This is a genomic window from Labrenzia sp. PHM005 (assembly GCF_006517275.1).
Taxonomy (GTDB): domain Bacteria; phylum Pseudomonadota; class Alphaproteobacteria; order Rhizobiales; family Stappiaceae; genus Roseibium.
Genome location: NZ_CP041191.1, coordinates 5,360,056 through 5,385,966 on the forward strand (window position 1 = coordinate 5,360,056; position 25,911 = coordinate 5,385,966).

The window sequence follows — 25,911 nt, forward strand, 5'->3', positions numbered from 1 at the left end:
TTTTTCAGATCAATCGCGGACCGTTCGATGACAACTCCACTTCAACAAATTCAATCGCTTAGAGAACGGATGCAGCAATCCATCATCGGTCAGCATGAGGTGATCGAGCGGCTGATCATCGGGCTCTTGGCCAACGGAAATCTGCTTGTTGAAGGCCTGCCGGGGCTGGCAAAAACCCGCGCGATCAAGGCAATGGCAAAGAACCTGGAAGCTGATTTCAGCCGCATCCAGTTTACCCCGGATCTCCTGCCGTCTGATGTCACCGGCACCGAGGTCTATCATCAGGCCGGCGGTGAAGGCACGTTCCGCTTCGAACAGGGACCGATCTTCGCCAACATCGTCCTGGCTGATGAGATTAACCGGGCACCTGCCAAGGTCCAGGCTGCGCTTCTGGAAGCCATGGAAGAACGCCAGGTGACGGTTTCCGGCACGACCCACAAGATGGAACCGCTGTTCATGGTCATGGCGACACAAAACCCGGTGGAACAGGAAGGCACCTACCCTCTCCCCGAAGCCCAGATGGACCGGTTCTTGATGCATGTTCTGATCACCTATCCGCCGGTTGAAGACGAAGTCAAGGTGATCGAACTGGTCCGGGCTGAGGAACAAAAAGCCCTCGCCAGCACATCGGAGAAATCCACTGGCGGAAAGACGGACCAACCGGAGGAGCGGAGCGCAATCCCTCAATCGGCAATCTTCGATGCCCGCGCTGAAATCGCAGCGATCCATGTGTCCGAGGCAATCGCCAAATACATGGCCGATCTTGTCTATGCCACGCGGACACCGGCTGCGTACTCCGACGACCTGGGACGATGGATTGAGATTGGTGCCAGTCCGCGTGCATCCATTGCACTGGACAAATGCGGGCGCACCCATGCCTGGCTGAACGGGCGTGATTACGTCGACCCGCTCGACATTCAGGCGATCGCGCCGGAAGTCTTTCGCCACCGTCTTACGTTGACGTTTGAAGCCGAAGGCGACAGCGTCACCCCGGACAAAGTGATTGAGGAGATCATCAAGACCGTCGCTCTGACATAGGGGACAGAGAGAGGAAACGGACGATGCACGACCGCGCGGCCAGATCACGGTCAGGTTTAAATTCCAAACCGCCTGCCAAGGCAGACGGTGCGGACCCGCGCATTCATGTCACCCTCCCTCAACTCCGCGCCCTTGAAAGCCAGGCACGCGGTTTGCGTTTTTTGCCGCGACAGCCCGCTGCTAGCGTCTTCAACGGCCGGCATGCGTCACGCCTGCGTGGACGCGGGCTCAACTTTGAAGAACTCAGGAATTACCTGCCAGGTGATGACCCACGCACCATTGACTGGAAAGTCACAGCGCGCACCGGCAAGCCGCATGTGCGGGTTTACAGCGAAGAGCGGGACCACCCTGCCCTGATCCTTGTCGATCAGCGCATGTCCATGTTCTTTGGAACGAAGCACGCCATGAAGTCGGTCACTGCTGCGGAAGCTGCGGCGCTAGCAGCCTTTCGTATTCTCGACCAAGGCGACAGGATTGGTGGAATAATTTTCGGCGATGAATTCGCTGCAGAAATCAAACCCAAAGCCAACCGCTCCGCGCGCGATCAGTTCTTGACGGCAATAGTACGGGCAAACCAGATGTTGCAGGCGGACGCCCCTGCCATCGACACGCAGATGTCCTTGAACGTACCGCTTCGGACAGCTGCCCGGATCGCCCGGAGAAATCACCTCGTTATCTTGATTTCGGATTTTGACGGCATCAACGAAGAAACCAGTCACCTGGTTGGGCGAATTGCCAGCACCAATGACCTCATATTGTGTCCGGTAACCGATCCGATAGCCGAAGAAATCCCGGCTGGTCTCAAATTGGTCGTTTCCGACGGCGAGCTCCAAATCGAACTCGATACGGCCAGCGGCGAGATCCACAAACGCCTTGCCGAGTTCTCCTCCGGGCGCCTCTCTGAAATCCTAGGCTGGCAAAGAAAATATGGTCTCCCGATTCTGCCGTTGAGCGCGGGTGAAGAAACCGTTCCGCAGGTCCGCCGCCTGACCGGGCTTACGCCGGCACAAAAGCTGGTCAAGCCATGACGGACGAATGCAAAGGCCTCAATCTTGCCGAGCTGATCGATCTGCTGGAGCCAGTGCCTGACCCCGCACCCATTTCCATGATGCCGCAAACGGCCGGATGGCTTTGGCTGGGTGCAATCTTGCTTGTTTTCATTGGTGTCGGCTACTGGAAATTCCTGCTCTGGCGCCGGAAGACGGCCTACCGTCGTGAGGCGCTTGCCGAACTTGCAACCTGCCCAAACGATCCGCAGCGGCTTGCCGAACTTCTGCGCCGGACAGCCCTCTCAGCTTATGTTCGTCAGGACGTGGCCGCACTGCATGGCCCGGATTGGCTCACCTTTCTGGATCATGCGTATGGCGGAACTGGCTTTTCGGACGGACCGGGAAAGGCCGTCGCCGAAGCGCCTTACAAGAAAACCGGTGATGGCGCCGATCTGAAGCCGTTGATCCGGACCTGGATCAAAACGCACAAGAGCGCCGCAGCATGATCGAATTTGCCCACCCCTATGCCTTTTTTCTGCTGCCACTGCCGCTTGCCGTCTATGTCCTTGTGCCGCCCCACCAGGAACGCGTTTCGGCGTTGCGGTTTCCATTCTTCCGCCGGCTTGCGGAGGTTGCCGGTCAGGCACCAAAAGCCGGTTCGGTCATCTTCTGGCGGACCACACTGCAAAACCTTGCCGCCATCGCGATTTGGGGGCTTTTGGTCACGGCGCTTGCCGCGCCAGAACGTGTCGGCGAGCCGATCATTCAGGAAAAGGCGGCCCGCGATGTCATGCTTGCCATCGATATCTCCGGCTCAATGGATCAGGTCGACTTCATCTCGCAAGACGGCGAACGCACGCAGCGCCTGGATGCGGTCAAACGGGTCGTTGGTGACTTCATTTCAGACCGTGATGGCGACCGGATCGCCCTGATCGTCTTTGGCGCCAAGGCCTTCGTCCAGGCGCCCTTTACCGAAGACCTTGCTTCGGTCCGTGCGCTGCTTGAACAAACCGAAGTCGGCATGGCTGGGCCGCACACGGTTCTGGGCGATGCGATCGGCCTGTCGATCAAGACCTTTCTGGCGAGCGAGATTGAAGACCGGCTGCTGATCCTGCTGAGCGACGGCGCCGATACCGGCAGCCGTATGACCCCGGTCAACGCGGCGGCGATTGCAGCCAGGGAAGGCATAGAAATAATTTCCATCGGCGTCGGCGATCCGGAAGGCTCCGGCGACCAGCGGTTGGATGAACGCACTTTGAAAAGCATCTCTGGCGCGGCAGGCGGAACCTACTACTTTGCGGGAGATGAGAACGGCCTTGCTGAGATTTATGCCCGGATCGACGCGCAAAAACCGCGGGAAGTGGAAACCCGCTCGTTCCGCCCGAGAGAACCGCTTGGCCATTTGCTTCTGATATTGGCAGCGTTGATCGGCATCGGTGCGCTTGCCATCCTTCACGCCCAAAAGGCGCGGCGGAGGACCGCATGACCAACGACCATCTGACCGACATCCTAGCCGTTTTTCATTTCATCCGCCCTTTATGGCTTTTGTTGCTTGTCCCTATCGCCGCTCTTTGGTGGCTGGTGCGCCGGGCAGCGGCAAAAGGCATTGACTTACCAGATGCCATCGCTCCGCATCTGGCCGCAGCGCTTACCGTCGGCAGACCGGAAAACCGCCACCTGCGCCCGATCGATGGTGTCGCCATCCTGTTGGCTCTTTTGGTCTTGGCCGCAGCCGGGCCGACCTGGTCGCGAATTGCAAACCCACTTGTCGCGGACACCGCGCCTCTCGTCGTCGTCCTGAAGGTTTCCAAGTCGATGACGGCAACCGACATTCCGCCCAGCCGGCTGGAGCGAGCCAAACACAAGGTGCTGGATCTCCTGGAAGAGCGCGCAGGCGCCAAAACCGCGCTCGTTGCCTATTCCGGAACCGCCCATCAGGTTGTCCCGCCAACCGAAGACCCAGAAGTCACCAAACCGTTCCTGGAAGGTCTCGATCCGCGTGTCATGCCGGACGAAGGTGAAGCAGCGCGCGAAGCCCTTGCCATGGCAACCGCAATCCTTGCCGCCCAGGAGGCGCCCGGGGCGATCCTCTTTTTGCTCGACCGGATCACCGACGCAGATCTGCCCGCCTTCAGATCGCACGCGGCTGAAGGCGGTGCACCGGTCCTGTTTTGGCTTACCAGCCGCGACGATAATGAAGCTAACAAACTGAACCAGATACCTGGAACAACCGTTGTCGAGCTGACGACAGACCGCAGCGATGTCGCAACCATCCAACGCCAAATCAAATCTGCCTATGAGGCCGCACTTGCCCAGGATGAAAGACAGCACTGGCGCGATGAAGGCTGGATATTCACCCTGCCCGCTGCGGTCCTGCTGCTCTTCTGGTTCCGCCGGGGTTGGACCATGCAATGGGCGGTGGTCTTGGTTGCGACCGGTTTTGCATTTTCCGGCGTAGAGGCGCGCGCCGAGGGATGGAAAGACTGGTTCTTCACCCCTGATCAGCAAGGCCGGATGGCCTTCGACAACAAGGATTATCAAAGGGCAGCGGATCTCTTCGAAGATCCCATGTGGAAGGCGACCGCGCTCTACCGGGCCGGAAAATATGAAGATGCAGCAGAGCTCTATGCCTGGCAGGAAAGTGCAGATGCCGCGATGGGCGAAGGTTTGTCGCTGATCAAATCGCGCTCTTACCGGCCAGCCATTGCGGCTTTCGAAAAAGCCGTGGAACGGGATCCGGAGAACAAGTCGGCTCAGCACAATCTTGAGCTTGCCCGTTACATTCTCGACTACATTGAAACCACCCGTGAACAGTCCGATACCGGCGAAGAAAGCGGCATCGGCGCGGACGATGTAGTCTATGACAATGAAGCGGGACGCGGCACGGACAGCCAGCAGCCACCACAAAGCACGTCGGAAACCGTTCCTGAAACCGCCGAACAATGGATGCGCACGGTGGACACCAGCACGGGCGACTTTCTGCGGTCGCGGTTTGCGCTTGAAGCCGCACAGGGGCAGCAATGATCCGCGCCATCTTCGCCCTTTGCCTTTTGCTGTTTTCCGCCGCCGTTCAGGCTCAGGAAACGCCGCAACCGATCGTCCGGACGACGCTTGAACAGGACACTGCAATCCCTGGCCAGCCGCTGATCTTTCGCGTGACCATTCTGGTGCCGACCTGGATGCCGACCCCGCCGGTGTTTCCAAGCTTCGAAGCACAAAACGTTGTTGTCCGGCTGCCATCGCGCGCTTCAAGTCCAACCAGCGAGCGGGTCAATGGCGACACCTGGTCCGGGGTTTCACGCGCCTACCGGCTCTATCCCATGGTGCCGGGCACGTTCCATGTCCCCGGCGGCCCGGTTACAATCACATATGCGGATCCGGATACACGACAGCCAATCAAAGCGGAGGTTGACGTTGCACCTTTTGCGATCACTGGCGAAGCGCCAGATAGCGCCAAGGAGCTGACGCCCTTCCTGGCCGCAAACGCTCTGACACTGACCCGTCAGGTTGGAGGTACGCCAGAGGATCTCGCTGCAGGAGACGCACTCAAAGTCACGACAACAATCAAGGTCACTGGTGTTGCCCCGATGTTTGTCCCTCCCATGGGAGCCGGAGACCCGGTTGAAGGCCTAAGCTATTATCCTACCTCCCCCGGTCTGAAGGAAACGGACAACCGTGGAGAGCTATCCGGCTCCCGCACAGAAACCGTCACAATCATCGCTGAAAACACCGGAACCTATCAGATCCCTGAACAGAAACTCTTCTGGTACAACCTCACCAGCGACAAGGTCGAGACCGCCAGCGTTCCGGCGATCGATCTGACGGTGACCGGGCCGCCGGTGGCGGCAGAACCCCAATCAGAGGCATTGAACTGGCGGTCAATTGCGTATTGGGGCGCTGCCACGCTGCTACTGATGGGCCTCTTGGCGTGGCTTTTGCGCAAATTCGGCCCAAAAGCTGTGACTATGTTCCATGAAGCAAAGGTAAAGTATGAGGCGACCGAATATTTTGCTTACCGGCACTTCAAAAAGGCTATCAACACCCAGGATTATTCCGCGACCATGGCAAAGGCACTCGACTGGAAAAACCGGCTGGATGCCGTCGGGGCTCGACCTGATTGGACGCCACTTGAACATGCCTTTACCACTTTGGGCATGGCCCTTTATGGCAGCAAAAGCCCGGCATCCAACACAGAAATCCGGAATGCCTGGACCCAGATCCAGACCTCTGCCGCCGATGTCCGTCATCAAGCGAAAACGCATATCCGGCGAAGGTCCAAAACACCCCTGCCACCTCTTAATCCGGTTGATGCAACAAAGTCTTAGCGCCCCCCCAAAAAACCTTCACTATCGGGGAGTGCTCAAACGACAAAGCCTATCGTAACCAACTGAAACCATTGGATGCCAAAATCAAATCATGCGCCTAGGCGAGATCACAAAACGCGATCTGGCTGATCTTGTGACCTGCACGAAGCACCTTGAAGAGACAGACGCCAGTACCGTAAGGCACTTTTAGGAAGAACCGGTACATGTGCCCCGCTGAACTGTTCGATACCTATGAACAACTTTGGCACCGCAAACGAACTGTGCATTGCGCGTGCTGGAGCAGCCAATAATAGCCTTTGGATGAGCGACAAACGAAAAAGCCCGCGACAAAGCAAGAACTGCAATCAAACAACATCATCAATTTCATTAAGGAGAGTGGTGGCCAAAGCCGCCAAACTTTCCGCAGCCTCTTGGTTACCACCACAGCTCAGGCACAGCTGTTTATAGGCCCTCTAATCGGTTTCCGGCTGCGCTCCGGCTCACGGTTTCTTCACCGAATTTTCCAGTGATTCCGGGCCGATATCCGCCCATGAGCTTCGCCTGAGAGGTGTTCTGCCTCTGGATCGGCTGCACATAGTAAATGCCGCCTTTACTATTAATTTCCATTTACAATAACGAATACCTAACACGAGTAGTAGTTTTTTAAGTTTATTTTACGTTAATTCACAATTCAAATTATATTAACGACAACTTCCAATACGTATTCTATCTGCTTTTTGTTCACTTTTATTTTCACAACAACTGACATGATGAGCCCATCAAAAATTAATCAGGAATTTACTTAAAGAATTCCGATACAGGGACGGAGAATACTTTCTCCGAACGATGGCTCATGTGTGGATTTTGTCACCATCCAATGTGTGATGGCGTCGATCATTTCCGGGCATCTTCTGGAAATGACAGCGAGACTTCTGCGTCCAATTCCGGAACGCCAATCGACCAGATTATCACTCAGTTGAACCGGGGAGACTATTCCTGGACAACATCCGGCCCGATTACGTATTCCTTTGCGACATCCCTGCCGGCTTACGCGTTTGGCGAAGATCAGTACACCGGCTTCCGGGCATTTTCCGAGCAACAGGAAGGCATGGCCCGTTTGGCTTTGTCGACCTGGAGCGATGTCGCTGACATCACCTTTGAAGAGACCGTTGGCGGCGTTGGGGATATCAGTTTCGCCAACTCGTCCAGTCTCGCTTATTATTCCGCCGCGCACGCTTATCTGCCCGGCACAAGCGCGTGGTCTGGAGACGTTTGGGTCAACAGCACCGTTGGCTTCAACATCAATCCAGAAGTCGGGAACTACGGCTTCAAGGTTCTGGTCCACGAACTCGGTCACTCGATCGGGCAGCTGCATCCAGGTGACTACAACGCCGGAAGCGGCCGGTTGTCCTACGCACGGAACGCCGAATACGCGGAAGACAGCCAGCAATATTCCATCATGTCTTATTGGGATGAAGACAACACGGGTGCAGAGTACGGCACCTCTTATGCTCAAACCCCAATGCTTCATGATATTGCGGCGATCCAAGCCAAGTATGGCGCCAACATGGAAACGCGCACCGGGGATACCGTCTACGGCTTTAACTCAAACACGGATTCTCCGTTGTTCGATTTTGCGCAAAACAGAGAACCAGTCCTCTCGATCTGGGACGCTGCCGGGATCGACACGCTCGATTTCAGCGGCTTTTCGGAAGATACGGTTCTGGATCTCAATCCCGGCGGATTTTCCAGCACGGCTGGCCTTGTTAACAACATCTCGATCGCTTTTGGCGCTGATATCGAAAACGCGGTGACAGGCAGAGGCAACGACGTCATCCTTGGGAACGCGCTAAACAACGTCGTTGATGCCGGTGCAGGACGGGACACCTTTGTTATCCAAGCCGATCAGGACGCTGCCACGGTTTATGTCTTTGATACGCGCCCGATTGTCATTCACAGCGCTCAAGGCACTGATCAACTCACAAGTATCGAGACCATCTCGTTTGCCGATACCGATGTGGACGTTGCCAGCCAGACCAGCATCTCGCTTCTGGAGTATGCGGCCAGTCATGCGGACGTCGCTGAAGCGTTTGGTACCGATGAGGACTTGCTCTACACCCATTTGGTGGAACACGGGCTTAATGAAGGCCGGACAATCGACTTTTCCGCTCTGGATTATATCGCCTCTCACCGCGATCTCATTGAGGTCTATGGCGCAGATATAGAAGCCGGGGTGCTGCACTATCTCGAGTTTGGCTTGGCAGAGGGCCGCGGGATCACCTTTGATGCGGCCGCGTTCCTGGATGCAAACCCGGATCTTGTCGACGTTCAAGGCATGAGCCTCTCCGCCGCACAGCTCTATATTGAGATGTAATTGCACGACTGGCGGATAAAACAACTGGCGGATAAGCCAATCGGCGGAAGCGCACCTTGCTTCCGCCAAACGTCCAGGTCCTGACAAACCCTCGTCGCCAGATCCGCTTAAATCAGCGGCAGTGGCATGAACTCTATGGCGCTGGGGTCGGTCACACCAATGAGCGTGAGGCTGGACCCGTCGTCAAAACTGATCAAGGTATCATCACCGGCCGTCTCAACCACGGCGGCCGCCTGAAGATCGGCATAGCTGCCAATATCCAGGGATTGCATCCTCAAGATGTCTTCAGTGACATTGAAGTCCTGAATGACGTCCTGGCCAAATCCAGGGGCAAACCCGAAAATGTCCTGCCCGTCGCCGCCGATCAAAACATCGCTGCCCCCCGCACCGACAAGAACATCATTGGCCGCCCCGCCAAGCAATTGATCGGCCTGATCCGTCCCCATCAATAGCAGCGGTTCATCAAGGTTGTCAGTTGCCCCGCTTGAGGGCGCTTCTGCGTCAAGCGGCGCGCTCTCCATCGGCAAGCGGCCTTCCTCCTGGCCGAAGACGATAAAATGGTAATAGGGGGTCAAGTCAGACGCAGCCACGTCCGGATTTTGGCTGAGATAATAATCCGCATCAAACAGTGGCGACGGCACCCGCCCTTCAAAGAGCCCATGCTCCAGAAAATGCGTAAACGCATCCATGCCGGAGGCAACGACGTCGGGGTTCTGCGTCAGGTAATAATCGGTATCAAAATAGGGGCTCGGATCCCGGCCGCTCTCAATGCCGAAAGTTACAAAATGAAACCACGGCTCCAACCCGGACTGCTCGACGTCCGAATTGTTTGCAAGATAGTGGTTGGCATCAAAAATACTTTGAACAAACTCAAACGCGTCCATTCCAAACTCCGCCGTTTTGGATCAAGCGCTGGCTGCCGGAAATTGGCCTCGTCCTGCAACCGCAAATTTAATGCAACTTTAACAGTTAATTTAAGAATGTCTTAACTTACCTTAAAACTTGGTTAATCAGCACTCGAAACCGCCGGAAGAACAAAGCTTCAAGCTGAGGGTAAGGCCGGAAGACCAGCTGTTCTCTTGGCCAAGACTGGGATCAAGAGGATGACAGCTGCCTTGGCTCAGCGAGTAGCCGGAGGACCTACGCTTTCTTGGCGCGCAGCAAACAGTCCTCGTACATGCCCCGCCGCAGCTCCTTGGGGCGCTTGCGGTGATGATGTTTACCGGCCTTGGCCCAGGGGATGCGCTGAGTTTGCCCAAAGAAGCTTTGCAAAATGGTGCGGTCAGAACTCGGCGCGCGAAGACCGGCACTTACGTTTATTGGCCTGTGATCAGGCAGCTTCAAGAAATCCTAGACAATGCGCCACCACACGAAGCGTCGACCCTGGTGGCCAGCAAAATCGGGCGCTCTTGGACTGTCGATGGCTTTCGCGCATCCTGGAACAAATTCCGGATTGACCTTGAACGCCGCGAACTCATCGCGCCGGGTTTAACTCTTTATGGCCTCCGCCACACCGTCGCGACGATCTTAAGAGAAACGGGAATGGATGACAGAAGCATTGCAGACGCCCTAGCACAGACCACTGAAACCATGGCGCGGCATTATTCCTGGCGCGCCGATATCACCCAGAAAATGGGTCACATTGCGTCCGTATTTGAAGGAGAAATCGAACGGAGACAGCAAAAAGTGTCAAACCGTTCCGAAAAAAGTGTCAAACCCGAAAGGAGCAAAAAACATGCAACGGAGAAACACCAGCAATTTCAAGAAGAAGAGTGGTGCCCAGAGGCGGAATCGAACCACCGACACGCGGATTTTCAATCCGCTGCTCTACCAACTGAGCTATCTGGGCGCGCTTTGATTTGGGAGGAGGCAGGCCCCGTCCGCCGAAAGCCCGGCCCTTATAGAAGCTCGTTTGCCCCTTGTCCAGCACCCCGGCAAAGTTTTTTCACAACTTGTAAAAATGCCAATGGATAAATCCGCGCCTCACCGGTCTCATTGCAATTAAGATCAGTATTTTAAGAACTTAGGCTGGCTACAAAAATCTATCCCTTCAGCGCCTGTTTGCTGCGTGTCCCCATGATTGACGGGCACACCAGTCCGCGAGAACCGCACAGATCAGGGCTTAAATTTTGAGCGCAGCAATCGCTTCTTACTGCAACTCTCCAGCGACAATCCCGGTCGCCGACCAAACCCCATCGGCCGCATTGAAATTGCCGATGACCCCCTGATGGTTTGAATTGGGGCCACCAACAATCGATGTGTTCACAGTTCCGGTGAGTGTCCCACCTGCCAGCGTCCCCGAAAACTGATTCCCTGAAACCACAGCTTGTTCGGTGAGATCGGCTCCAAATACCCGGCCGTCAAAATTCGCAATGTTCGCCGAACCAGTCCGGCGCGCAAAATCGACGGTCATGTTGAAATCCCCGGCCGCCAGATATTGCGCACCATTGTTGATCACATTGCCCGCAGCGTGACCGGCATAACTTGCGCTTCCGGTCGTTGGCAAATTGGCGGAATTGGTGACATCGCCTGCAACCCAGGTCCCCAGATGCACAGCATCTTGCCGTTGACCGGAGCCCGACAGGGCGCCGCTGGTGTCGTCATAGGACATTTTTGTGCCCCAATAGCCCCATTCCAGAAACGCGCAGGTGCATTCTGTAACTCCGGCCATTATGGCGTCATCACCGGCACCAACCAGAGTATTGGGCACAAAATAAGTGGTTGGCGTTTCATTCGGATTTGCTTGCACTGTTTGGGCACCAGCGCTTGTCAGACCGGAAACGGCCGGGCTTGCGGCATCTCGAACGACATAAAAGCCGCCTCCGCCCGCCGGATCTGAAACATCTGGCGGATCTTGAATGGGAATTGGGTCAGGCGATTGAACCGTATCAACAGTCAGATAGGTCTCTGCCACATTGGTGGCATCGCGTGCAGCATAGGTGTCATCGTCGATAAAGGCTGCGCGGTGTGTCCCCGATTTATCTTCGTTGAAGCCGAAGCGAACCGTGTAACTTCCAATTTCCGGATCGATCTGCCGCGTATCGCGGATCGTCAGCGCTCCGCCCAGCGAATGCTCCGAACTGTCAAAGGAAACCGAAAGGTCGGACGCGCTGCTGCTTGAAAACGCGATGGAGCCGGCGCCTTGACTGAGCAAGTTGACGGTGCTTTCAACGACGCCTGCAGCGTAGCCGCTCAAAGTCCGGTCCGTGCGCGACATGTTTGTTTGATCTGTCCCATTAAAACGGCCGACATGCAGACTTGCAGACACCGTATCACTGTTTTCAAAGACACTTGGGCGGCTAATGTAATTGTCGTTGTAAGGGTCGTCCAATGCCTCCCCGGACATGACATTGCCAAATACAAAGCTCTGAGCGTTGCTGCCGAAAAAATGCCCGCCGTCAGGGCCGGCAATGGTGCCAACCGGCCCGCTGTAAAGCGCTGCGCCCTGGTTTCCATTAATCCGGTGGCCGCCACGGCGGCCGGTGTCCATGACAACAACACCATCGCTTGCTTGATAAACTTCTCCGGCAGCGACAGAGATCAAGGATTTCTGATCGGTCCCTGCGCCGTCAATATGAAATGAACTCACCAGAAAATGCGCCCCGTTCAAAGTCGAGGGACTGTCTTCGATCATTTTCAGGTCGGTGGAACTGACCGCCGACATAAAGCTGTTGCCAAGCTCCGTGGCAGCCAGTGGATTGACGAACAGCGCATTGCTCATGAGCGGTGTAAAGGTTGTGCCACCGCCAGCCGTCCCCAGTGAGAACATCAAGCTCGGGTCTGATGCCAAGTTATAGATGCGAACAGCGGGTTCGCTCGCTCCCTGACCAAAATTGGAAAAATCTGTCCCAACTCCGTGGAGACCAAAAACCATATCCTCAATATTGAACGGTGTCGCACTGCCGGGGGTTACATTGGGTAGGTGCGCAAAAGCCGCAAAGTTTTCATGGAAAAACTGCGCGCCCCACGCATAGGAGCTGACATTTCCTTCGGTATCGGGATCGACCGCCGGAGCCACCGGGATAAAGCCATTTTCACCCAATTGGGCAACATGGTCCTGATCCGTGTAGGTCTGCGCGTAAAAGTACTGCCCATCACCATCAAAGGCGAATTGATAGATCTTGTTGCCTTCAACCTCGGCTTTATAAAGCCCGGTGGCATTGCCGGAGATGACTGTTGCAAACGAAAAAGCGACGGTCTCGTCGACGCCAGAACTTCCCCCAATCAGTCCTTGCTCCCCTGGCGCGCTCACCGTCCGGCTGGCGTCCCATGTGGGCGAAAAACTTGATCCTGCAGTCAGTATCCGGGCATTCGCCGTCGTGGTGACAGTTTCATTATCGGTATTGTCTTGCGGCGGCGTTTCAGTACTGTCGGACGTTTCCTTGTCGATCCGGTCCACGGTGCGTTGCTGCTGAGTCTTTTGAACCTGCACCAATTTGGTTTCCGCATGCTGCAGCTCGGTCGACTGGATCCCCTGCGGTTTGGGGATTGGCGCGGTGCGGACATGGCCAAGGTTTGAATTGACATTTGGAACACCGGACTTCGCTATTTGCCCTCCGGTCGGCGGATTTGGATTTCCGCCCGTTTGTCCCCCGCGCGCAGCAAGTCCCTTTTGAACAGCAGACAGATCGGACGGTGTTGTCCGGCGCACACCGCTGCTCAAACCAGTAGAATCAACTTGTAAGGAATAACCGGCCTGATAGATCCGCTGGCGCGCCCCATTTCGGCTTTCAAACGTCAGATCATCGCCAAACAACAGGGAGAAGACTGGATTGCCGCCCTTCAGATTCAGATTGGCAACGCCGCCACGAATACCGATGGTGCCGACGGGTGTCTTGACCGCGACGCCCCCCTTTTTCTTGCTGACTTTCCCGCCAACAAAGCGCACCACACCTTTGCCAAAGGACGCAACGAGTTTGCCGGTCCCCGCATCCGGATCATAAACGAACTCGTCGATCACCAAATCCGAATTGGCGCCGACTGTGAATGTCGACCCATCGTTCAGCAGAACTTGAACAAGGCCGGAACTGGAGGTTTCGATACGCTCATTGTAGACGACGTTGTCGCCGATCAGCTTGACTTCGCGGACCGCTCCAGGCGGCGTCCCAAAGGCATCTGTGTTGACGGCGGCGGCGGTCCCGACTTTTGTTGCTGCCTGACTATTCGAAGGGAAGCATGTTACAGCTGCGGCGGAGCATAAGAGAGCCGCTACTGTTGTCCGAAATCTGAGAGTAGGCAAAACGCTATCCATATTGTCTCCCCCCTTATCAAAACGCTTTTCGCAGCGAGAACATCGCAGATGCATTCGAATAGCTGCTCAAATCATAGTTCGAATATTGGCGCCGGAATTCGCCGACCAAACCGGCAGACACATTGTATTTCAGCGGAACATTCAGCGCAGCACGTATCCAGCCTTCATGGTCTTTCTGCTTTTCCGAAACATTCACCAGCGGGTCCGGCGCTGCATAGGCCCGGTAAATGTAGCCAGCTTCCAAATCGAAAGACCAGAGGTGCGGCAGTTGTTTGATCGGCGAGGCGAATTGATAAGTCGCACCGATCCCCGCGCCCGCCTCCCAGCTTTGCTGAAACTTCGCGCTTGTTTCTTCAAAATCCGCCAATGCCAGGACCCGCGTCCGCAAAGCCTTGGTCAGTTGTCTGGAGATTTTTGACGCGAATTGGAGGTAGTAACCATTCCGGTCGGAAACCGTCGGATATTCGGATGTGTCATTGAACCAACGCTGCCGCCATTCCACCTTCGCGGTCACTTCCGTTTGGACGTCCGGACGGGCCACAAGCCGGGAGCCGAAACCAAGTGCCCCATTGTAATTGGCATGATTGAGCCGGACTCCGGAGGCAACGGCATACAAACCGAGTTGCGCATTGTCCCAATTAAACCGCGCCATATTGAAAGACGGCCCGATGGTTACTTCCGCCAATCCGGTATCGAGCCGGACCTGATCGGAAAAACGCGCAGCATAAAAGACAAGGTCTGTTTCTATCAGATCTCCTTGGGTGCCAAGATCATAAGATCCATAGGCCCGCCCCGCAGCAAACGCATTGAAATCCGCCTTGCCGGTTGCCGTATCATCGAGAATAAAATCGCGTCCATTAATCGTCACCCGGCGTCCGCCCGGCGCTGCATTGGCGTTGGTTTGATACCGTGCCCCAATGATGAGGTCCGCACGGAATTGGGTCGGCTGCTGTTTCGCCGCGATCGCAGCCAGATAGGTCTCCACCTTCTGCTGAACTTCCGGCGGCACATTCGGGCTTTCCTGGGCAGCCTGGAAGTAATAGCGCGCTGTCTCCAGAGACCCCAACCGGTAATACAGAACACCAAGTTCCAGTTTCACACGCGGTAGGTTTGGCGCGAAAATCAACATGCGTTCAAACGTTGAGATCGCAGCTTCATAGTCACCTACCAAAACGGAGACCGTTGCGTATTCGAAGGCCAGGTCCAGGTCAGCCGGACGTTCCAAAACCTGCACCAGAAGCGCGGTTTGACGGGCCAGCAGGGCTTCAAACGTTTGAGGTGTCTCGCCAGCGTCCTGCGACTGAACAAGGGCAGGAAATAGTATCACCCCCGTAAACACCAGGAGCGCAGCCACATTTTGAAGCCTAAAACACATTACTGATAACCACAGCCCCAGCTTCTACCGCCAAATTTCTAAACATTAAAAATACGTTAACACACCTACCGCAGGCCACTTCCCTTGTCCATGCCTGGTGGAGGTTCCACACGTCTCATAGCGTTCGGTCACACAGTGATTACACGCCAGATCAGACTGCAGGATAGCCAAACAAAAACGCTGATTTTGAGGGGATCTCAAAATCAGCGTTTTTTCGTACCGCTTCTGAAAACGAGGTTATTTCACCGTGATCCGGTCGTCGGTGTATGGAGTATAACCGCCTTTTTCCGCCAGGAATTCGGCGACCACGTCGGCAAGATCCGGTCCGAAATCATATGCCTTCATGCCGTTGGACGCGAAAATCTTGTAACCATCACCGCCGCCGCGCATGTAGTTGTTGGAAACAACGCCGTAGACTGCCTCTGGGTCCAATGCCGTAAAATCATCCCCGTCGGCGACCATTACATCGGAAATCCGCTCTCCGGCCGGCTTGGATGCATCAAAGGTGTATTTCAATCCGGCAACCTGCGGAAAACGCCCTTTGCCGTCTTCCACTTGGCTCACACCATTTTCGAGCGCAGCAACGACATCTGCTCCTTTGAGCTGGAAGGTGGACAGAGTGTTCTGGAACGGCAGGACGGTCAGAACTTCGCCCATCGTGATTTCACCTTCATCAATGGATGCACGCAGGCCGCCGCCATTTTGAATGGCGATCTGGATGCCCTGATCCTTGACCCGATCCAGCATGGCATCGGCAACCAAAACGCCCATTTCACAGACCTGCGCCCGGCAGACCGACCGGTCCGCACCAATCGGCGCGGCCGCGGACCCGATGACTTTCGCCTTCAGTCCCTCGATCGGCGCCGCCAATTCAGCCACACGGTCAGCAAACCCTGCATCCGGGGTTACACTGGCGTCCAGCAGGATCGGTTCTCCTTCCGCGGAAACAACATTCCCGGCATCGTCCCAGGTGACATTGATTTCACCCAGGAATTTGCCATAGGCGTAGGCCTGGACGATCGGGACTTCTTTTCCTTCCGGGTTTTTCACAACGACCGGATAAGGGCCTTTGGCTCGCTCCTGGGTGTTGGACAGCAGGGTGTGCGAGTGACCGCCGACAATGAGGTCAATTCCGGACACAGCTGCTGCGATCTCCATGTCCCGCGGCAACCCCATGTGGGTGACGGCGATGATCTTGTTGACCCCGGCAGACTCCAGCCCCTCGACAGCCCCCTTGAGGTAATCTTCCGCCTGAATGAAGCGGACATTCTTTCCCGGAGAAGATGTTTCGGTTGTGTCCTCGGCCAGTGCTGAAACAATGCCGATTTTTTCACCGCCCACTTCCAGGATCAGAACGCCCGGTACATTCCCCTTCAGAGACGGTTCATTGCTGACATCAATGTTGCCGGAGAGAACCGGGAAATTCGCCTTATCAATAAATTTGGCAAGAACTTCAGGACCATCATCGAATTCGTGGTTTCCGACGGCCATGACATCGATGCCCATGTCGTTGAGGAACCCAACGGCCGCTTCACCTTTGTAAGTCGTATAGAACAGTGACCCCTGGAACTGGTCTCCAGCGTCCACAGTCAGGACATTCTTTCCCTCACCAGCCAAGGCATCACGGCGTTCGTCGAGCTTCGTCTTGATCCGTGCAATTCCGCCGAAACACTTCCCTTCTGCTTCAGATTCAGCATTGCAGGTGGAATCGTATTTGTTAATCGACTCGATCCGGGAATGCAGATCGTTCAAATGCAGAATTGTCAGGGAATAGTCGGCAAATGCGGTTGCTGGAAAAGCTGCTGACAGCGACAGCACCGCGGCACTCAGGAAACGTTTGTTCATCTGACCCTCACCCATTTTGAATGGTGTTTTTGTTGCCTGAACCTGCTGGATCAGACTGCGCGGCCGGCTCTGCCCTTTTTTGCTGCCTCCCGCGGCACGGAATGCAAAGCCAACCCGGCCGGCAGTTGTTGGCCGTCCCGGGTTCCACTCTTCAAATAGTGATCGAGATTTTTAACAGCTGCAAGATGCTGAGAGCTCAAAAGTGAAAAAAATTTTGCCAGGTAAAGAATTTTGCAGAATTTTGGACAGTCACGGACGTGATGGCGCACCTACTCTGTCTAAATCGGGTGATATTCTGCGCAGGCCGTTATGCTTCATCCGGGAAATCATTTTCATCGAGATCATCTGTCTCAACGACCGGAATGGAATATCCTTCGGAGAACCAGCGGTTCAGATCGACCTTTGCGCAACGGTCGGAACAGAAGGGATAGTCAGCCGGTGTGGAAAGCTTGGAGCAGATCGGACATGGCCGCATCCGCCGTTCCGGTTTTTGACTGGTCGGATCGGACACTACAGCCTCCTTTGATGTTCAATCGAAATGCGTGCCGGAACCAATCCCGAAGAACGCTCAGGCGCTCGCCCAGCTCTTGTGAACCGGGTAACCAGCTGATTGTAGCAGGTTTACAGTTTCAGCAAGCGGCAAGCCAACCACTGCCGGATAAGAGCCGACCAGTTTCACCACAAAGCTGCCGGCTAGCCCTTGGATGGCATAGCCCCCGGCTTTTCCGCGCCATTCACCAGATGCAATATAATCATCCATGTCCTGGCGGGACAGGCGCTTGAAACGGACGCGGGTTTCCACCAGCTTAGTACGCAGCTTGCCATTAGGCTCGGCAACCGCAACACCGGTGAATACCCTGTGGCCACGTCCCGACAGCATGGACAGGCACATCAAAGCCTGGTCAGTCACTTCAGCCTTTGGCAGTATGCGCCGTCCAACGCCAACCACCGTGTCGGCCGCCAGCACCACCCCATCGCGCATCTCTTCTGATGCATCGACCGTCTTGCGCACGGCTTCAGCTTTGGCGCGTGCCAAGCGAAGTGCCAACGCCCTGGGCGTTTCATGCTTTTTGGGTGTTTCGTCGACATCTGCAGGCAGGAGATGATCCGGCTCCAGCCCAACTTGCTGCAACAGCGCGAGCCGGCGCGGCGACGCGGATGCCAAAATCAACTGCGGGGCATTCGTCATGGATGCGCGTGCTTTCCTGCCGGCGTAATGCGACCAGCCGCTTATTTAAAGCGGTACGTGATCCGACCTTTGGTCAAATCGTATGGGGTCATTTCAACAAGAACCTTGTCACCCGCCAAAACGCGAATCCGGTTCTTGCGCATACGTCCAGCCGTATGGGCAATGATCTCATGATCGTTTTCAAGTTTTACGCGGAACGTCGCATTCGGCAACAGTTCTGTTACGACGCCCGGGAACTCCAGAGCTTCTTCTTTAGCCATTTGATATCCTGATTGTGGCGAGTCTAGCCCGCAGGTGCCGCGGAACCTAACGGATTAGGCCCGGAATGTGAACCTTTCTTTCTTGCCAAGTCAAAGAAACTATCGTTCCGGCTATTCGCCTCCGGCCAGGGCCGGTTTTGCTTCGATTTGCAGCGCCCTATCGGGAAATGACCGCCACTCACGAGCTAGAATCGCATAGTAGAATTCTTCGTCCCAGCCGCCTTTGAAGAGAGCGTGTTCGCGAAAGTGCGCCTCCCTGCGCATCCCCAACCGCTCCATCAGTTTCCAGGACCCGGTGTTACGGGCATCACAACGCCCGAAAATGCGGTGAAGTTTGCGCTGTTCAAATCCGAATTGCAGATAAGCGCTGGCAGCTTCAAATGCATACCCACAGCCCTGGAATTCCGGGTTCAGTGAAAACCCAATTTCGGCCTGCCCGGCTTCGGCGTCCGTCACGCGCAGAGAAACATCGCCAATCAGCCTGCCGTCTTCTGCCAGACATATCGCGGACGCGCAGGTTCCCTCCCCCTCTAAAGATGTCATCGGAATCCAGTCATCCAGCTTTTTATGGATGTCCTCCAGGCTTCTCGGCTCCCAAAAATGATACCGGGCAATGTCCTCGCGAGACTGGTATTCAAAAAGCGCTTCGGCGTCACTCCGCTCAAAGGGGCGTAGAATAAGGCGCTCGGTTTGCAATGGAGATAAAGAACGGGACACTGTAACTCCTAACAATATTGTAATTCCTAACAATACTGGGAGCCCGCTTATCATCCGCTTGGCGGCGGTGTCCAGTTGAGCCGTTTCTTGATCCGCATCATCAACATGTCCCGGACTGCACGGTATTCGTTGAGGATCTGCTCGCGAGACCCGGTCGCAAGCGTCGGGTCCATCGTCGGCCAGTATTCAACATCGACCGCATCCGTACGGGTCAGATCGAGCGCCCAGTGATGGGCTTCCGGCGCAAGCGTGACGATCAGATCAAAGCCGCTCTCTTCCAAATCCAGATAGCTTTTCGGCCGATGCGCACTCATATCAACCCCGATTTCGGCCATGACCGCATCAACGAACGGATCGAGCTTGCCAGCGCGAACGCCTGCCGATTTGACATATATCTGGCCGGGAAAGAGTTTTTGCGTCAGGGCCTCAGCCATCGGCGAGCGGACGGAATTCATCCCGCACGCAAACAAAACCGCAGTCGGACGCAGGTCCGGCCCGGCCACCTACTCTAGCCTTTCCAGTGCAAGGCGTAGACGAGAGTGAACAACCGCCTGGCGGTCTGCATGTCCACCTCGATTTTTCCTTCAAGGCGCTCCATGAGGATCGTCGAGCCCTCATTGTGCACGCCGCGGCGCCCCATATCGATCGCCTCGATCTGGCTCGGTGTCGCGTGGCGGATGGCCTCGTAATAGCTTTCACAAATCAGATCGTAGTCTTTCACGATCTTACGCAATGGCGTGAGCGACAGGACATGGGTGACGACGTCCTGCTCATCTTCTGTCTGGATCTGAAATACGAGTTTCTTCTCAATGACGGAGAGGTTGAGGACGAATTTGGCGACCGGATGCCCAACCGGTTGAAAGGCATTTTCTTCAATCAAATCGTAGATCGCTACAGCGCGGTCATGCTCCACTTCCGGTGTGGAGCGGGCGATTGAGGCTTCATCCAACACCACATCCACCAGGCGGCCGCCTGACGTTTGTTGAGGGCATTCCGATTGTGCATCGTTCATGCTGTCAAAGCCTCGCCGTTGATTCTCTGCCTACATGTTCAGTCTGATGGAAACAGACCGGGCATGCGCCGACAAGCCCTCTGCTTCACCAAGTGCAATCGCGGCCGGTCCGAGGACGCGCAAATTCTCCGCATTACACTTCAAGATCGACGTCCGTTTGACAAATTCCAAAACGGACAAACCGGAGGAAAACCGTGCGGAACGCGCCGTCGGCAACACATGGTTCGAGCCGCCAACATAATCGCCAATTGCTTCCGGCGTGTGATGGCCCATGAATACAGCGCCGGCATTGCGGACCTTTTCCAGAAGTGCATCTGGATCAGCCACAGCAAGTTCCAAGTGCTCAGGGGCCAACCGGTTGGCCAGCGGCATCGCATTGTCCAGGCTGTCGACCAGAATAATCGCCCCAAAATCCTGCCAACTTGCGCGTGCCACCTCTTCTCGCGGCAAGGTTTTCAATTGGCTTTCGACGGCATCTGCTACCCGATCCGCAAGTTCAGAACTGTCAGTAATCAAAATCGACTGGGCAACCGGATCATGCTCGGCCTGAGCCAGAAGGTCAGCAGCAATCCAATCCGCGTTGCTGTCCTTATCAGCCACCACCAGAACTTCGGACGGTCCGGCGATCATGTCGATGCCGACAGTCCCGAACACCCGGCGCTTGGCGGCGGCGACAAAGGCATTGCCCGGCCCAACGATTTTGGCAACCGGCTGAATGGTTTCTGTGCCAAATGCCAGAGCTGCGACAGCTTGCGCCCCGCCAATGCGGTAGATCTCGCTGACGCCTGAGATCTTGGCAGCCGCCAATACCAGCGGATTCAAAACATCGTCCGGGCTCGGCACCACCATGACGATCCGCTCGACGCCCGCCACCTTGGCCGGAACCACGTTCATCAGAACAGAACTCGGATAGCTTGCCAGTCCGCCCGGAACATAAACGCCGACGGCTTCGACAGCTGTCCACCGCGAGCCAAGTTCAACCCCGATCGGATCGGTGTACCGGTCATCAACAGGCAGCTGACGTTTGTGGTGCGCGTATATGCGATCATGGGCCAGCTGCAGCGCATCCAAGGTATCCTGCGGAACCTCAGCCATAGCCGCATCAATCTGAGCTGCGGACACTTTCAAGTCCGCCATCTCTTTGGCGTTCAGCCGGTCGAATTTGGCGGTATACTCCAGCACCGCCGTATCACCGCGCTTTCGAACATCTTCCAGGATGTCCCGGACGATCTGATCGACATCTTCCGATGCCTCCCGCTTACCGGCAAGAAGAGCGGCAAACTGGGTTTCAAAATCGGCGCTGGTATTCGACAGGCGTAGAACCACGCAATTCTCCATCATGATTGGCGCAGTGCGCCGGCAAACGTAGTTTTGTCAGGTAAGATCGTGCTGCGGCAGGTTGGGCGTCGACCAGGCGGCGCCAAGATCGGACAGTTGCGCCTCAATGCATTCCACATCGAGTTGAATGCTGGCCCCGCCGGCAAAAGCCAACTGGATCTGACCAGCAGGCGTTTCGCCTTCTTCGAAAGTCACCGCCAACAACTCCAGAACAACACCCTTCGCGTCCTGCTGTATGTTCTGCGCTTTCATACCGCTGACGCGAGACACGGCCAAAGCAGACCGGCGCCGCTCGTGTTCTTTTGAGCGTTTGTCCGCTTCTTTGTCCCAGACAAAGCGGTTCATGATGAAAACGGCTTTGTTTTCTTTCGGCAAATAGCGGATGTCCGCAACCGTTATGACCGCATCTTGAAGATGAGCAGAAAGAACCTGAAGGTCTTCCTCATCCAGGGCGGCGAGTTTTAGCTGATCCATAGTGCTCAATTGGTCGTCCAAGTGTTGTTTTGTCACAGCCCGCATGTAGGACTGGCGAGGTCCAACTCCAAGGCTGATGACCTAACCGGGATTGCAGCCTTTGGCAACAAAGGAACGTGTTCCCATACGCTCCAATGCAGCTCAGATCCAAGGCTCCGCCCGTTTCTCCCTATGGAAGCCCTTCTCAACCACTGGCAAACCTGCAAGATTGCAAATCGCTTGAGATGATTGGATCCATAGATGCGCTTTATCGCAAAAATTCTCGTTCTTGCAGTCTTGACTGCCGTAACCCCGTCCCACCCTGTCTTGACCGCAGAGCTGGAGCGGGCTTGGGGCGAACTCATCTACGTCCCGGCGTATTCGCGGATTTTCTCTTTCCCTAACCGCTCGGAATTGCTGGCCGCCACACTAACAGTCCACAACGTTGATCCGGAAAACAGCCTGACGCTGAGCCGGATTGATTACCACGACGAAACAGGAACCTTGCTACGGTCTTTCCTCGAAACCCCACGAGCTCTCAAGCCTCTGGAGTCCGCCAGTTTTCTGGTTCCCAGCAATGACACCACCGGCGGAGTTGGCGCGAACTTTTTGGTTGAGTGGACTGCAAAAACGGCGGTGCTCAGTCCTCTGACCGAAGCCATTATGGTGACCGGACCCGGCACACCTGGCCCCTCGTTTACGTCCCGAGGGCGGGTGATCAGCCGGAAGACCGAAGGTCAGTAATAGACGTAGTCCCCGCTCATTCCGAGGAAGGACACCCACCCACATAATATTTTGCATTTGTCATTACGTCATCTAAAGACCAGCAATCAAAATAGAAACAAGAACCAAGGCACCAAAATTTAAATAGGTTAATCTAGATGTAAATCTATGTATTTCTACCATCTTAATTGGAACTTCCGGATTCCAAGGATTGAAATCAGAGTACCCATTCCAGTTTACTCTATGATGCCTTTGATCTGGATCCACTTTACTAAAAAGATGAGTGCGAATAAATCTAAGCGCAATTCCTGAGGCTATTAGCGCTAGCAGTATAGTCACAAGTATTGATTGATTTGAAAACATCTTAAAACCCGCCCGACTTTGCTAAGATCTACTTCTGCATTTCCATCCACTATTCGCGGTCCGCACGGTGCCATTGTGTCCACGTCTTCACCAAGAACACAGCGCAGCTTGTCTTGCAACTTGGGTGTGAGTTCCTCTGGGCCTGTTATCAGCAGTACCCACGGGATTTCACCGCTGGTCCAGTCTTGCGGGGCAAGACGCAACGGGGCGCCGTTTTTTCTAGGCGTCAAATTTCTGATCGACCCCTTCGGAGACCTTGGCCCAAAGCGCCAGGCAGAGCGGGACGCTGAGGCCGTTTTCCTGGCCGTCTTTGTCCTTCACCTTACCGCGCAGAGTCAGAACCTGATTGGCTGCTAGCGGGGGCAGCACCAGCCACTGCAGATCGCTGAGCGACAGGTGTTTGAATTTGGGATCGCGCGCTAGCTTACCGGTGGTCTCCCCGAGACCGACATTCAGGTTTTTCACCGCGTTAAACACAGTGTCAGTCCGGGTTTTGCCGGACGACTAGCGATTAACCCGAAATCCGCTCAATCTTGGCGCCGCAGCGGGTCAGCTTGTCTTCCAGCCGCTCAAAACCGCGGTCCAAGTGATAGACCCGGCTGACGGTGGTTTCGCCTTCCGCCGCCAGTCCGGCGATCACCAGCGATACGGACGCGCGCAGGTCGGTCGCCATCACAGGTGCACCGCGCAGCGTGGAGACGCCCTCAACGGTAGCTGTCCGGCCATCAATGGAAATCTGCGCGCCAAGGCGGGCCAATTCCTGGACATGCATGAACCGGTTTTCAAAAATGGTTTCCGTGATCTGGCTGGTGCCGCCCGCTTTGGTCATCAAAGCCATGAACTGCGCCTGCAGATCGGTCGGGAATCCCGGAAACGGCTCAGTGGTTACATCAACCGGCTGAATGCCGTTGCCATTGCGGTACACCCTGATGCCGTCTTCGGTGTCCGTGATCTCCGTGCCCGTCTGGCGCAAGGTCTCCAGTGCGGCATCCAGAAGCTCGGTGCGTGCGCCCTGAAGCAGAACTTCACCGCCGGTCATGGCAACCGCCATGGCATAGGTTCCGGTCTCGATCCGGTCCGCGACCACTGCGTGATGGGCGCCATGAAGACGCGGCACACCCTGAATGCGAATGGTCGATGTGCCCTCACCTTCAATCTTCGCGCCCATGGCCTTCAGGCACTTGGCAAGATCAACGACTTCCGGTTCGCGGGCCGCGTTGACGATTTCGGTTTCGCCTTTGGCAAGGGTTGCCGCCATCATGATGGTGTGGGTCGCGCCAACCGACACCCGCGGAAACTCGACGCGGCCGCCTTTCAGGCCGCCTGGGGCTTTTACGACGACGTAGCCGCCATCGATCTCGATATCAGCGCCCAGCGCTTCCAGCCCCTGGATGAAGAAATCCACTGGCCGGGTGCCAATGGCACAGCCGCCTGGCAGCGAGACACGGGCTTCGTGCATCCGCGCAACCAGGGGGCCAACCACCCAGAAACTGGCCCGCATTTTGGAGACAAGCTCATAAGGCGCCGTGGTGTCGACAATCTCCCGGGCAGTCAGGTTCAGCGTCTGTCCGGCCAAATCATCCTGGCCGGACCGCTTGCCGTTGACCGAATAATCGACCCCGTGATTGGACAGGATCTGCATCAGCTGGGCGACATCGCGCAAGCGCGGCACATTCGACAAGGTCAGGGTTTCATCGGTCAGCAGCGCAGCAATCATCAGCGGCAAAGTGGCATTCTTGGCGCCGGAAATCGGGATTACCCCATTCAGCTCAGCACCGCCGGTGACTTTTATACTGTCCATACTTATCCCCGAACCCAAGCCGCAAAAATCGCGGCATTCCCTTAGAAATTCACATCAGCCGATGCGTCTACACCCAACTTATGGCCCTTGCAAGGCACAGATATCGCCGATTTCGGGCAAACTTGACGCAGCACCAAAGCAGAGCTGCCGGATCAATCCGCCTTGCTCTTGCGTGCTGCGGACTTGCGCCGCCGCAAATTCGCCCGCAAGGCTTCTGCAAGCCGGTCTTCCCGGCTTTGCCCGTCATTTTTTTGGCTGCTGCGCGGGCCCGACGCGGCCGTTTTAGCGTCACCCACCGCAAGATCTTGGCTTTTTTTATCTTTTTCGCTCATGACCGTATCTGAACCGTTCAATGTGAGCTGCAACCTATCAACTGAACCCGGGTCCGGCAAAGAGAAACCCACCAGAGTTTGAGCTTTTGAGGTCAGGCCGCAAACATTGCCCGCCATTCCTGCTTGGTTCGGGCCACGAGACAAATAGAGCTGGCCTGATGGCTGCATTTAGGAACTATCCACAACCTTCAGAGTGCGGCAAACGGCGGGATTTCTTGCACCTTCAAGACAAATTCGTGCCCTACTTCAAATACCGGAATTGCGGGAAACAAAAAAAACCAAAACGGCGCTTGCGTCCTGAGACCTGTTATGGCAAAAGCCCCCTCATTCCGGACGGCATCGCCGCTCGGGACAAGCATTGACGTCCCAAAACAAACTGTTTTGCAGACGCGGGTCCGCCGAAAAGGTACCCACCAGATGCTGCCGTAGCTCAGGGGTAGAGCACTCCCTTGGTAAGGGAGAGGTCGGGAGTTCAAATCTCCCCGGCAGCACCATTTCCAGACAGTTGAAATAATTGTCTAAATACCTGATCCAAGCCCAATAGATT

General features: G+C 55.7%; 23 protein-coding genes, 2 tRNA genes and 1 pseudogene. 10 read left to right on the forward strand and 16 right to left on the reverse strand.

Annotated elements, in window-relative coordinates; all coding sequences use genetic code 11:
* Nucleotides 1-27: 27 nt before the first annotated feature.
* The 7 genes from FJ695_RS24290 (at nt 28) to FJ695_RS24320 (ending at nt 8,705) form a co-directional block, all read left to right on the forward strand.
* Nucleotides 28-1,038, forward strand: coding sequence for a MoxR family ATPase (locus FJ695_RS24290; protein ID WP_141187852.1), 1,011 nt, complete (start codon nt 28-30; stop codon nt 1,036-1,038).
* Nucleotides 1,039-1,061: 23 nt separating this feature from the next.
* On the forward strand, nt 1,062-2,066 hold the full coding sequence (locus FJ695_RS24295; RefSeq protein WP_141187853.1) for a DUF58 domain-containing protein: 1,005 nt from the start codon (nt 1,062-1,064) through the stop codon (nt 2,064-2,066).
* Nucleotides 2,063-2,533, forward strand: a complete 471-nt coding sequence (locus FJ695_RS24300) for a DUF4381 domain-containing protein (RefSeq protein WP_141187854.1) — start codon at nt 2,063-2,065, stop codon at nt 2,531-2,533. Before FJ695_RS24295 ends, FJ695_RS24300 begins: the two co-directional genes overlap by 4 nt.
* A complete protein-coding gene (locus FJ695_RS24305) occupies nt 2,530-3,513 on the forward strand; it encodes a VWA domain-containing protein (RefSeq protein WP_141187855.1) in 984 nt (327 codons plus the stop codon). The genes FJ695_RS24300 and FJ695_RS24305 overlap by 4 nt, the downstream gene beginning before the upstream one ends.
* Nucleotides 3,510-5,051 (forward strand): VWA domain-containing protein, encoded by a 1,542-nt coding sequence (locus FJ695_RS24310; RefSeq protein WP_141187856.1) that lies wholly within the window; start codon nt 3,510-3,512, stop codon nt 5,049-5,051. The genes FJ695_RS24305 and FJ695_RS24310 overlap by 4 nt, the downstream gene beginning before the upstream one ends.
* A complete protein-coding gene (locus FJ695_RS24315; RefSeq protein WP_141187857.1) occupies nt 5,048-6,352 on the forward strand; it encodes a BatD family protein in 1,305 nt (434 codons plus the stop codon). Before FJ695_RS24310 ends, FJ695_RS24315 begins: the two co-directional genes overlap by 4 nt.
* Before the next feature lie 832 nt (nt 6,353-7,184).
* On the forward strand, nt 7,185-8,705 hold the full coding sequence (locus FJ695_RS24320) for a M10 family metallopeptidase C-terminal domain-containing protein (protein ID WP_141187858.1): 1,521 nt from the start codon (nt 7,185-7,187) through the stop codon (nt 8,703-8,705).
* A gap of 107 nt (nt 8,706-8,812) precedes the next feature.
* Here FJ695_RS24320 and FJ695_RS24325 read toward each other — a convergent pair whose 3' ends face one another.
* Nucleotides 8,813-9,589: a hypothetical protein gene (locus FJ695_RS24325; protein WP_141187859.1), complete on the reverse strand. Its 777-nt coding sequence runs from the start codon at nt 9,587-9,589 to the stop codon at nt 8,813-8,815.
* 325 nt (nt 9,590-9,914) lie between these two features.
* On the opposite strand from FJ695_RS24325, the pseudogene FJ695_RS28520 reads away from it, so the two are divergent.
* Nucleotides 9,915-10,301, forward strand: a pseudogene (locus tag FJ695_RS28520) (tyrosine-type recombinase/integrase); the annotation flags it as partial.
* Between the two features lie 177 nt (nt 10,302-10,478).
* Here FJ695_RS28520 and FJ695_RS24335 read toward each other — a convergent pair.
* The 12 genes from FJ695_RS24335 to FJ695_RS24390 form a co-directional block, all read right to left on the reverse strand.
* A tRNA-Phe gene (locus FJ695_RS24335) sits at nt 10,479-10,554 on the reverse strand.
* Between the two features lie 300 nt (nt 10,555-10,854).
* Nucleotides 10,855-13,956: a FecR domain-containing protein gene (locus tag FJ695_RS24340; RefSeq protein WP_168206477.1), complete on the reverse strand. Its 3,102-nt coding sequence runs from the start codon at nt 13,954-13,956 to the stop codon at nt 10,855-10,857.
* Nucleotides 13,957-13,972: 16 nt separating this feature from the next.
* The gene (locus FJ695_RS24345; RefSeq protein ID WP_141187861.1) at nt 13,973-15,283 is read right to left on the reverse strand and encodes a tetratricopeptide repeat protein; all 1,311 of its coding nucleotides are present in this window, start codon (nt 15,281-15,283) and stop codon (nt 13,973-13,975) included.
* Between the two features lie 285 nt (nt 15,284-15,568).
* A complete protein-coding gene (locus tag FJ695_RS24350) occupies nt 15,569-17,176 on the reverse strand; it encodes a bifunctional UDP-sugar hydrolase/5'-nucleotidase (RefSeq protein WP_141187862.1) in 1,608 nt (535 codons plus the stop codon).
* A gap of 307 nt (nt 17,177-17,483) precedes the next feature.
* Nucleotides 17,484-17,687, reverse strand: a complete 204-nt coding sequence (gene yacG / locus FJ695_RS24355; RefSeq protein WP_371708801.1) for a DNA gyrase inhibitor YacG — start codon at nt 17,685-17,687, stop codon at nt 17,484-17,486.
* A 57-nt stretch (nt 17,688-17,744) separates the two neighbouring features.
* Nucleotides 17,745-18,365 carry a Maf-like protein gene (locus tag FJ695_RS24360; protein ID WP_141187863.1) on the reverse strand — a complete coding sequence of 207 codons (621 nt, stop codon included), beginning with the start codon at nt 18,363-18,365 and terminating at the stop codon, nt 17,745-17,747.
* A 41-nt stretch (nt 18,366-18,406) separates the two neighbouring features.
* Nucleotides 18,407-18,625: a translation initiation factor IF-1 gene (infA, locus tag FJ695_RS24365; protein ID WP_006939340.1), complete on the reverse strand. Its 219-nt coding sequence runs from the start codon at nt 18,623-18,625 to the stop codon at nt 18,407-18,409.
* Nucleotides 18,626-18,736: 111 nt separating this feature from the next.
* Nucleotides 18,737-19,342 carry a GNAT family N-acetyltransferase gene (locus tag FJ695_RS24370; protein WP_247653725.1) on the reverse strand — a complete coding sequence of 202 codons (606 nt, stop codon included), beginning with the start codon at nt 19,340-19,342 and terminating at the stop codon, nt 18,737-18,739.
* Between the two features lie 50 nt (nt 19,343-19,392).
* Nucleotides 19,393-19,845 carry a low molecular weight phosphatase family protein gene (locus FJ695_RS24375; protein ID WP_141187865.1) on the reverse strand — a complete coding sequence of 151 codons (453 nt, stop codon included), beginning with the start codon at nt 19,843-19,845 and terminating at the stop codon, nt 19,393-19,395.
* A 5-nt stretch (nt 19,846-19,850) separates the two neighbouring features.
* Nucleotides 19,851-20,354, reverse strand: coding sequence for a UPF0262 family protein (locus tag FJ695_RS24380; RefSeq protein ID WP_141187866.1), 504 nt, complete (start codon nt 20,352-20,354; stop codon nt 19,851-19,853).
* Nucleotides 20,355-20,384: 30 nt separating this feature from the next.
* Nucleotides 20,385-21,692, reverse strand: a complete 1,308-nt coding sequence (gene hisD, locus FJ695_RS24385; RefSeq protein WP_209011210.1) for a histidinol dehydrogenase — start codon at nt 21,690-21,692, stop codon at nt 20,385-20,387.
* A gap of 36 nt (nt 21,693-21,728) precedes the next feature.
* Entirely contained in the window at nt 21,729-22,166 is a 438-nt protein-coding gene (locus FJ695_RS24390; RefSeq protein WP_141188912.1) for a DUF2948 family protein, read from the reverse strand.
* A gap of 240 nt (nt 22,167-22,406) precedes the next feature.
* On the opposite strand from FJ695_RS24390, the gene FJ695_RS24395 reads away from it, so the two are divergent.
* Nucleotides 22,407-22,889: a DUF3124 domain-containing protein gene (locus FJ695_RS24395; RefSeq protein WP_141187868.1), complete on the forward strand. Its 483-nt coding sequence runs from the start codon at nt 22,407-22,409 to the stop codon at nt 22,887-22,889.
* Nucleotides 22,890-23,450: 561 nt separating this feature from the next.
* Here FJ695_RS24395 and FJ695_RS24400 read toward each other — a convergent pair.
* The 3 genes from FJ695_RS24400 to FJ695_RS24410 all read right to left on the reverse strand — a co-directional run bounded on the left by FJ695_RS24400 (nt 23,451) and on the right by FJ695_RS24410 (nt 25,364).
* Entirely contained in the window at nt 23,451-23,708 is a 258-nt protein-coding gene (locus FJ695_RS24400) for a hypothetical protein (RefSeq protein ID WP_141187869.1), read from the reverse strand.
* 34 nt (nt 23,709-23,742) lie between these two features.
* Nucleotides 23,743-25,032 (reverse strand): UDP-N-acetylglucosamine 1-carboxyvinyltransferase, encoded by a 1,290-nt coding sequence (gene murA, locus FJ695_RS24405; RefSeq protein ID WP_141187870.1) that lies wholly within the window; start codon nt 25,030-25,032, stop codon nt 23,743-23,745.
* 152 nt (nt 25,033-25,184) lie between these two features.
* Nucleotides 25,185-25,364 carry a hypothetical protein gene (locus tag FJ695_RS24410; RefSeq protein ID WP_141187871.1) on the reverse strand — a complete coding sequence of 60 codons (180 nt, stop codon included), beginning with the start codon at nt 25,362-25,364 and terminating at the stop codon, nt 25,185-25,187.
* A 419-nt stretch (nt 25,365-25,783) separates the two neighbouring features.
* Between FJ695_RS24410 and FJ695_RS24415 the strand changes: the two genes are divergently transcribed.
* Nucleotides 25,784-25,858, forward strand: a tRNA-Thr gene (locus FJ695_RS24415).
* The last annotated feature ends 53 nt before the right edge of the window (nt 25,859-25,911 follow it).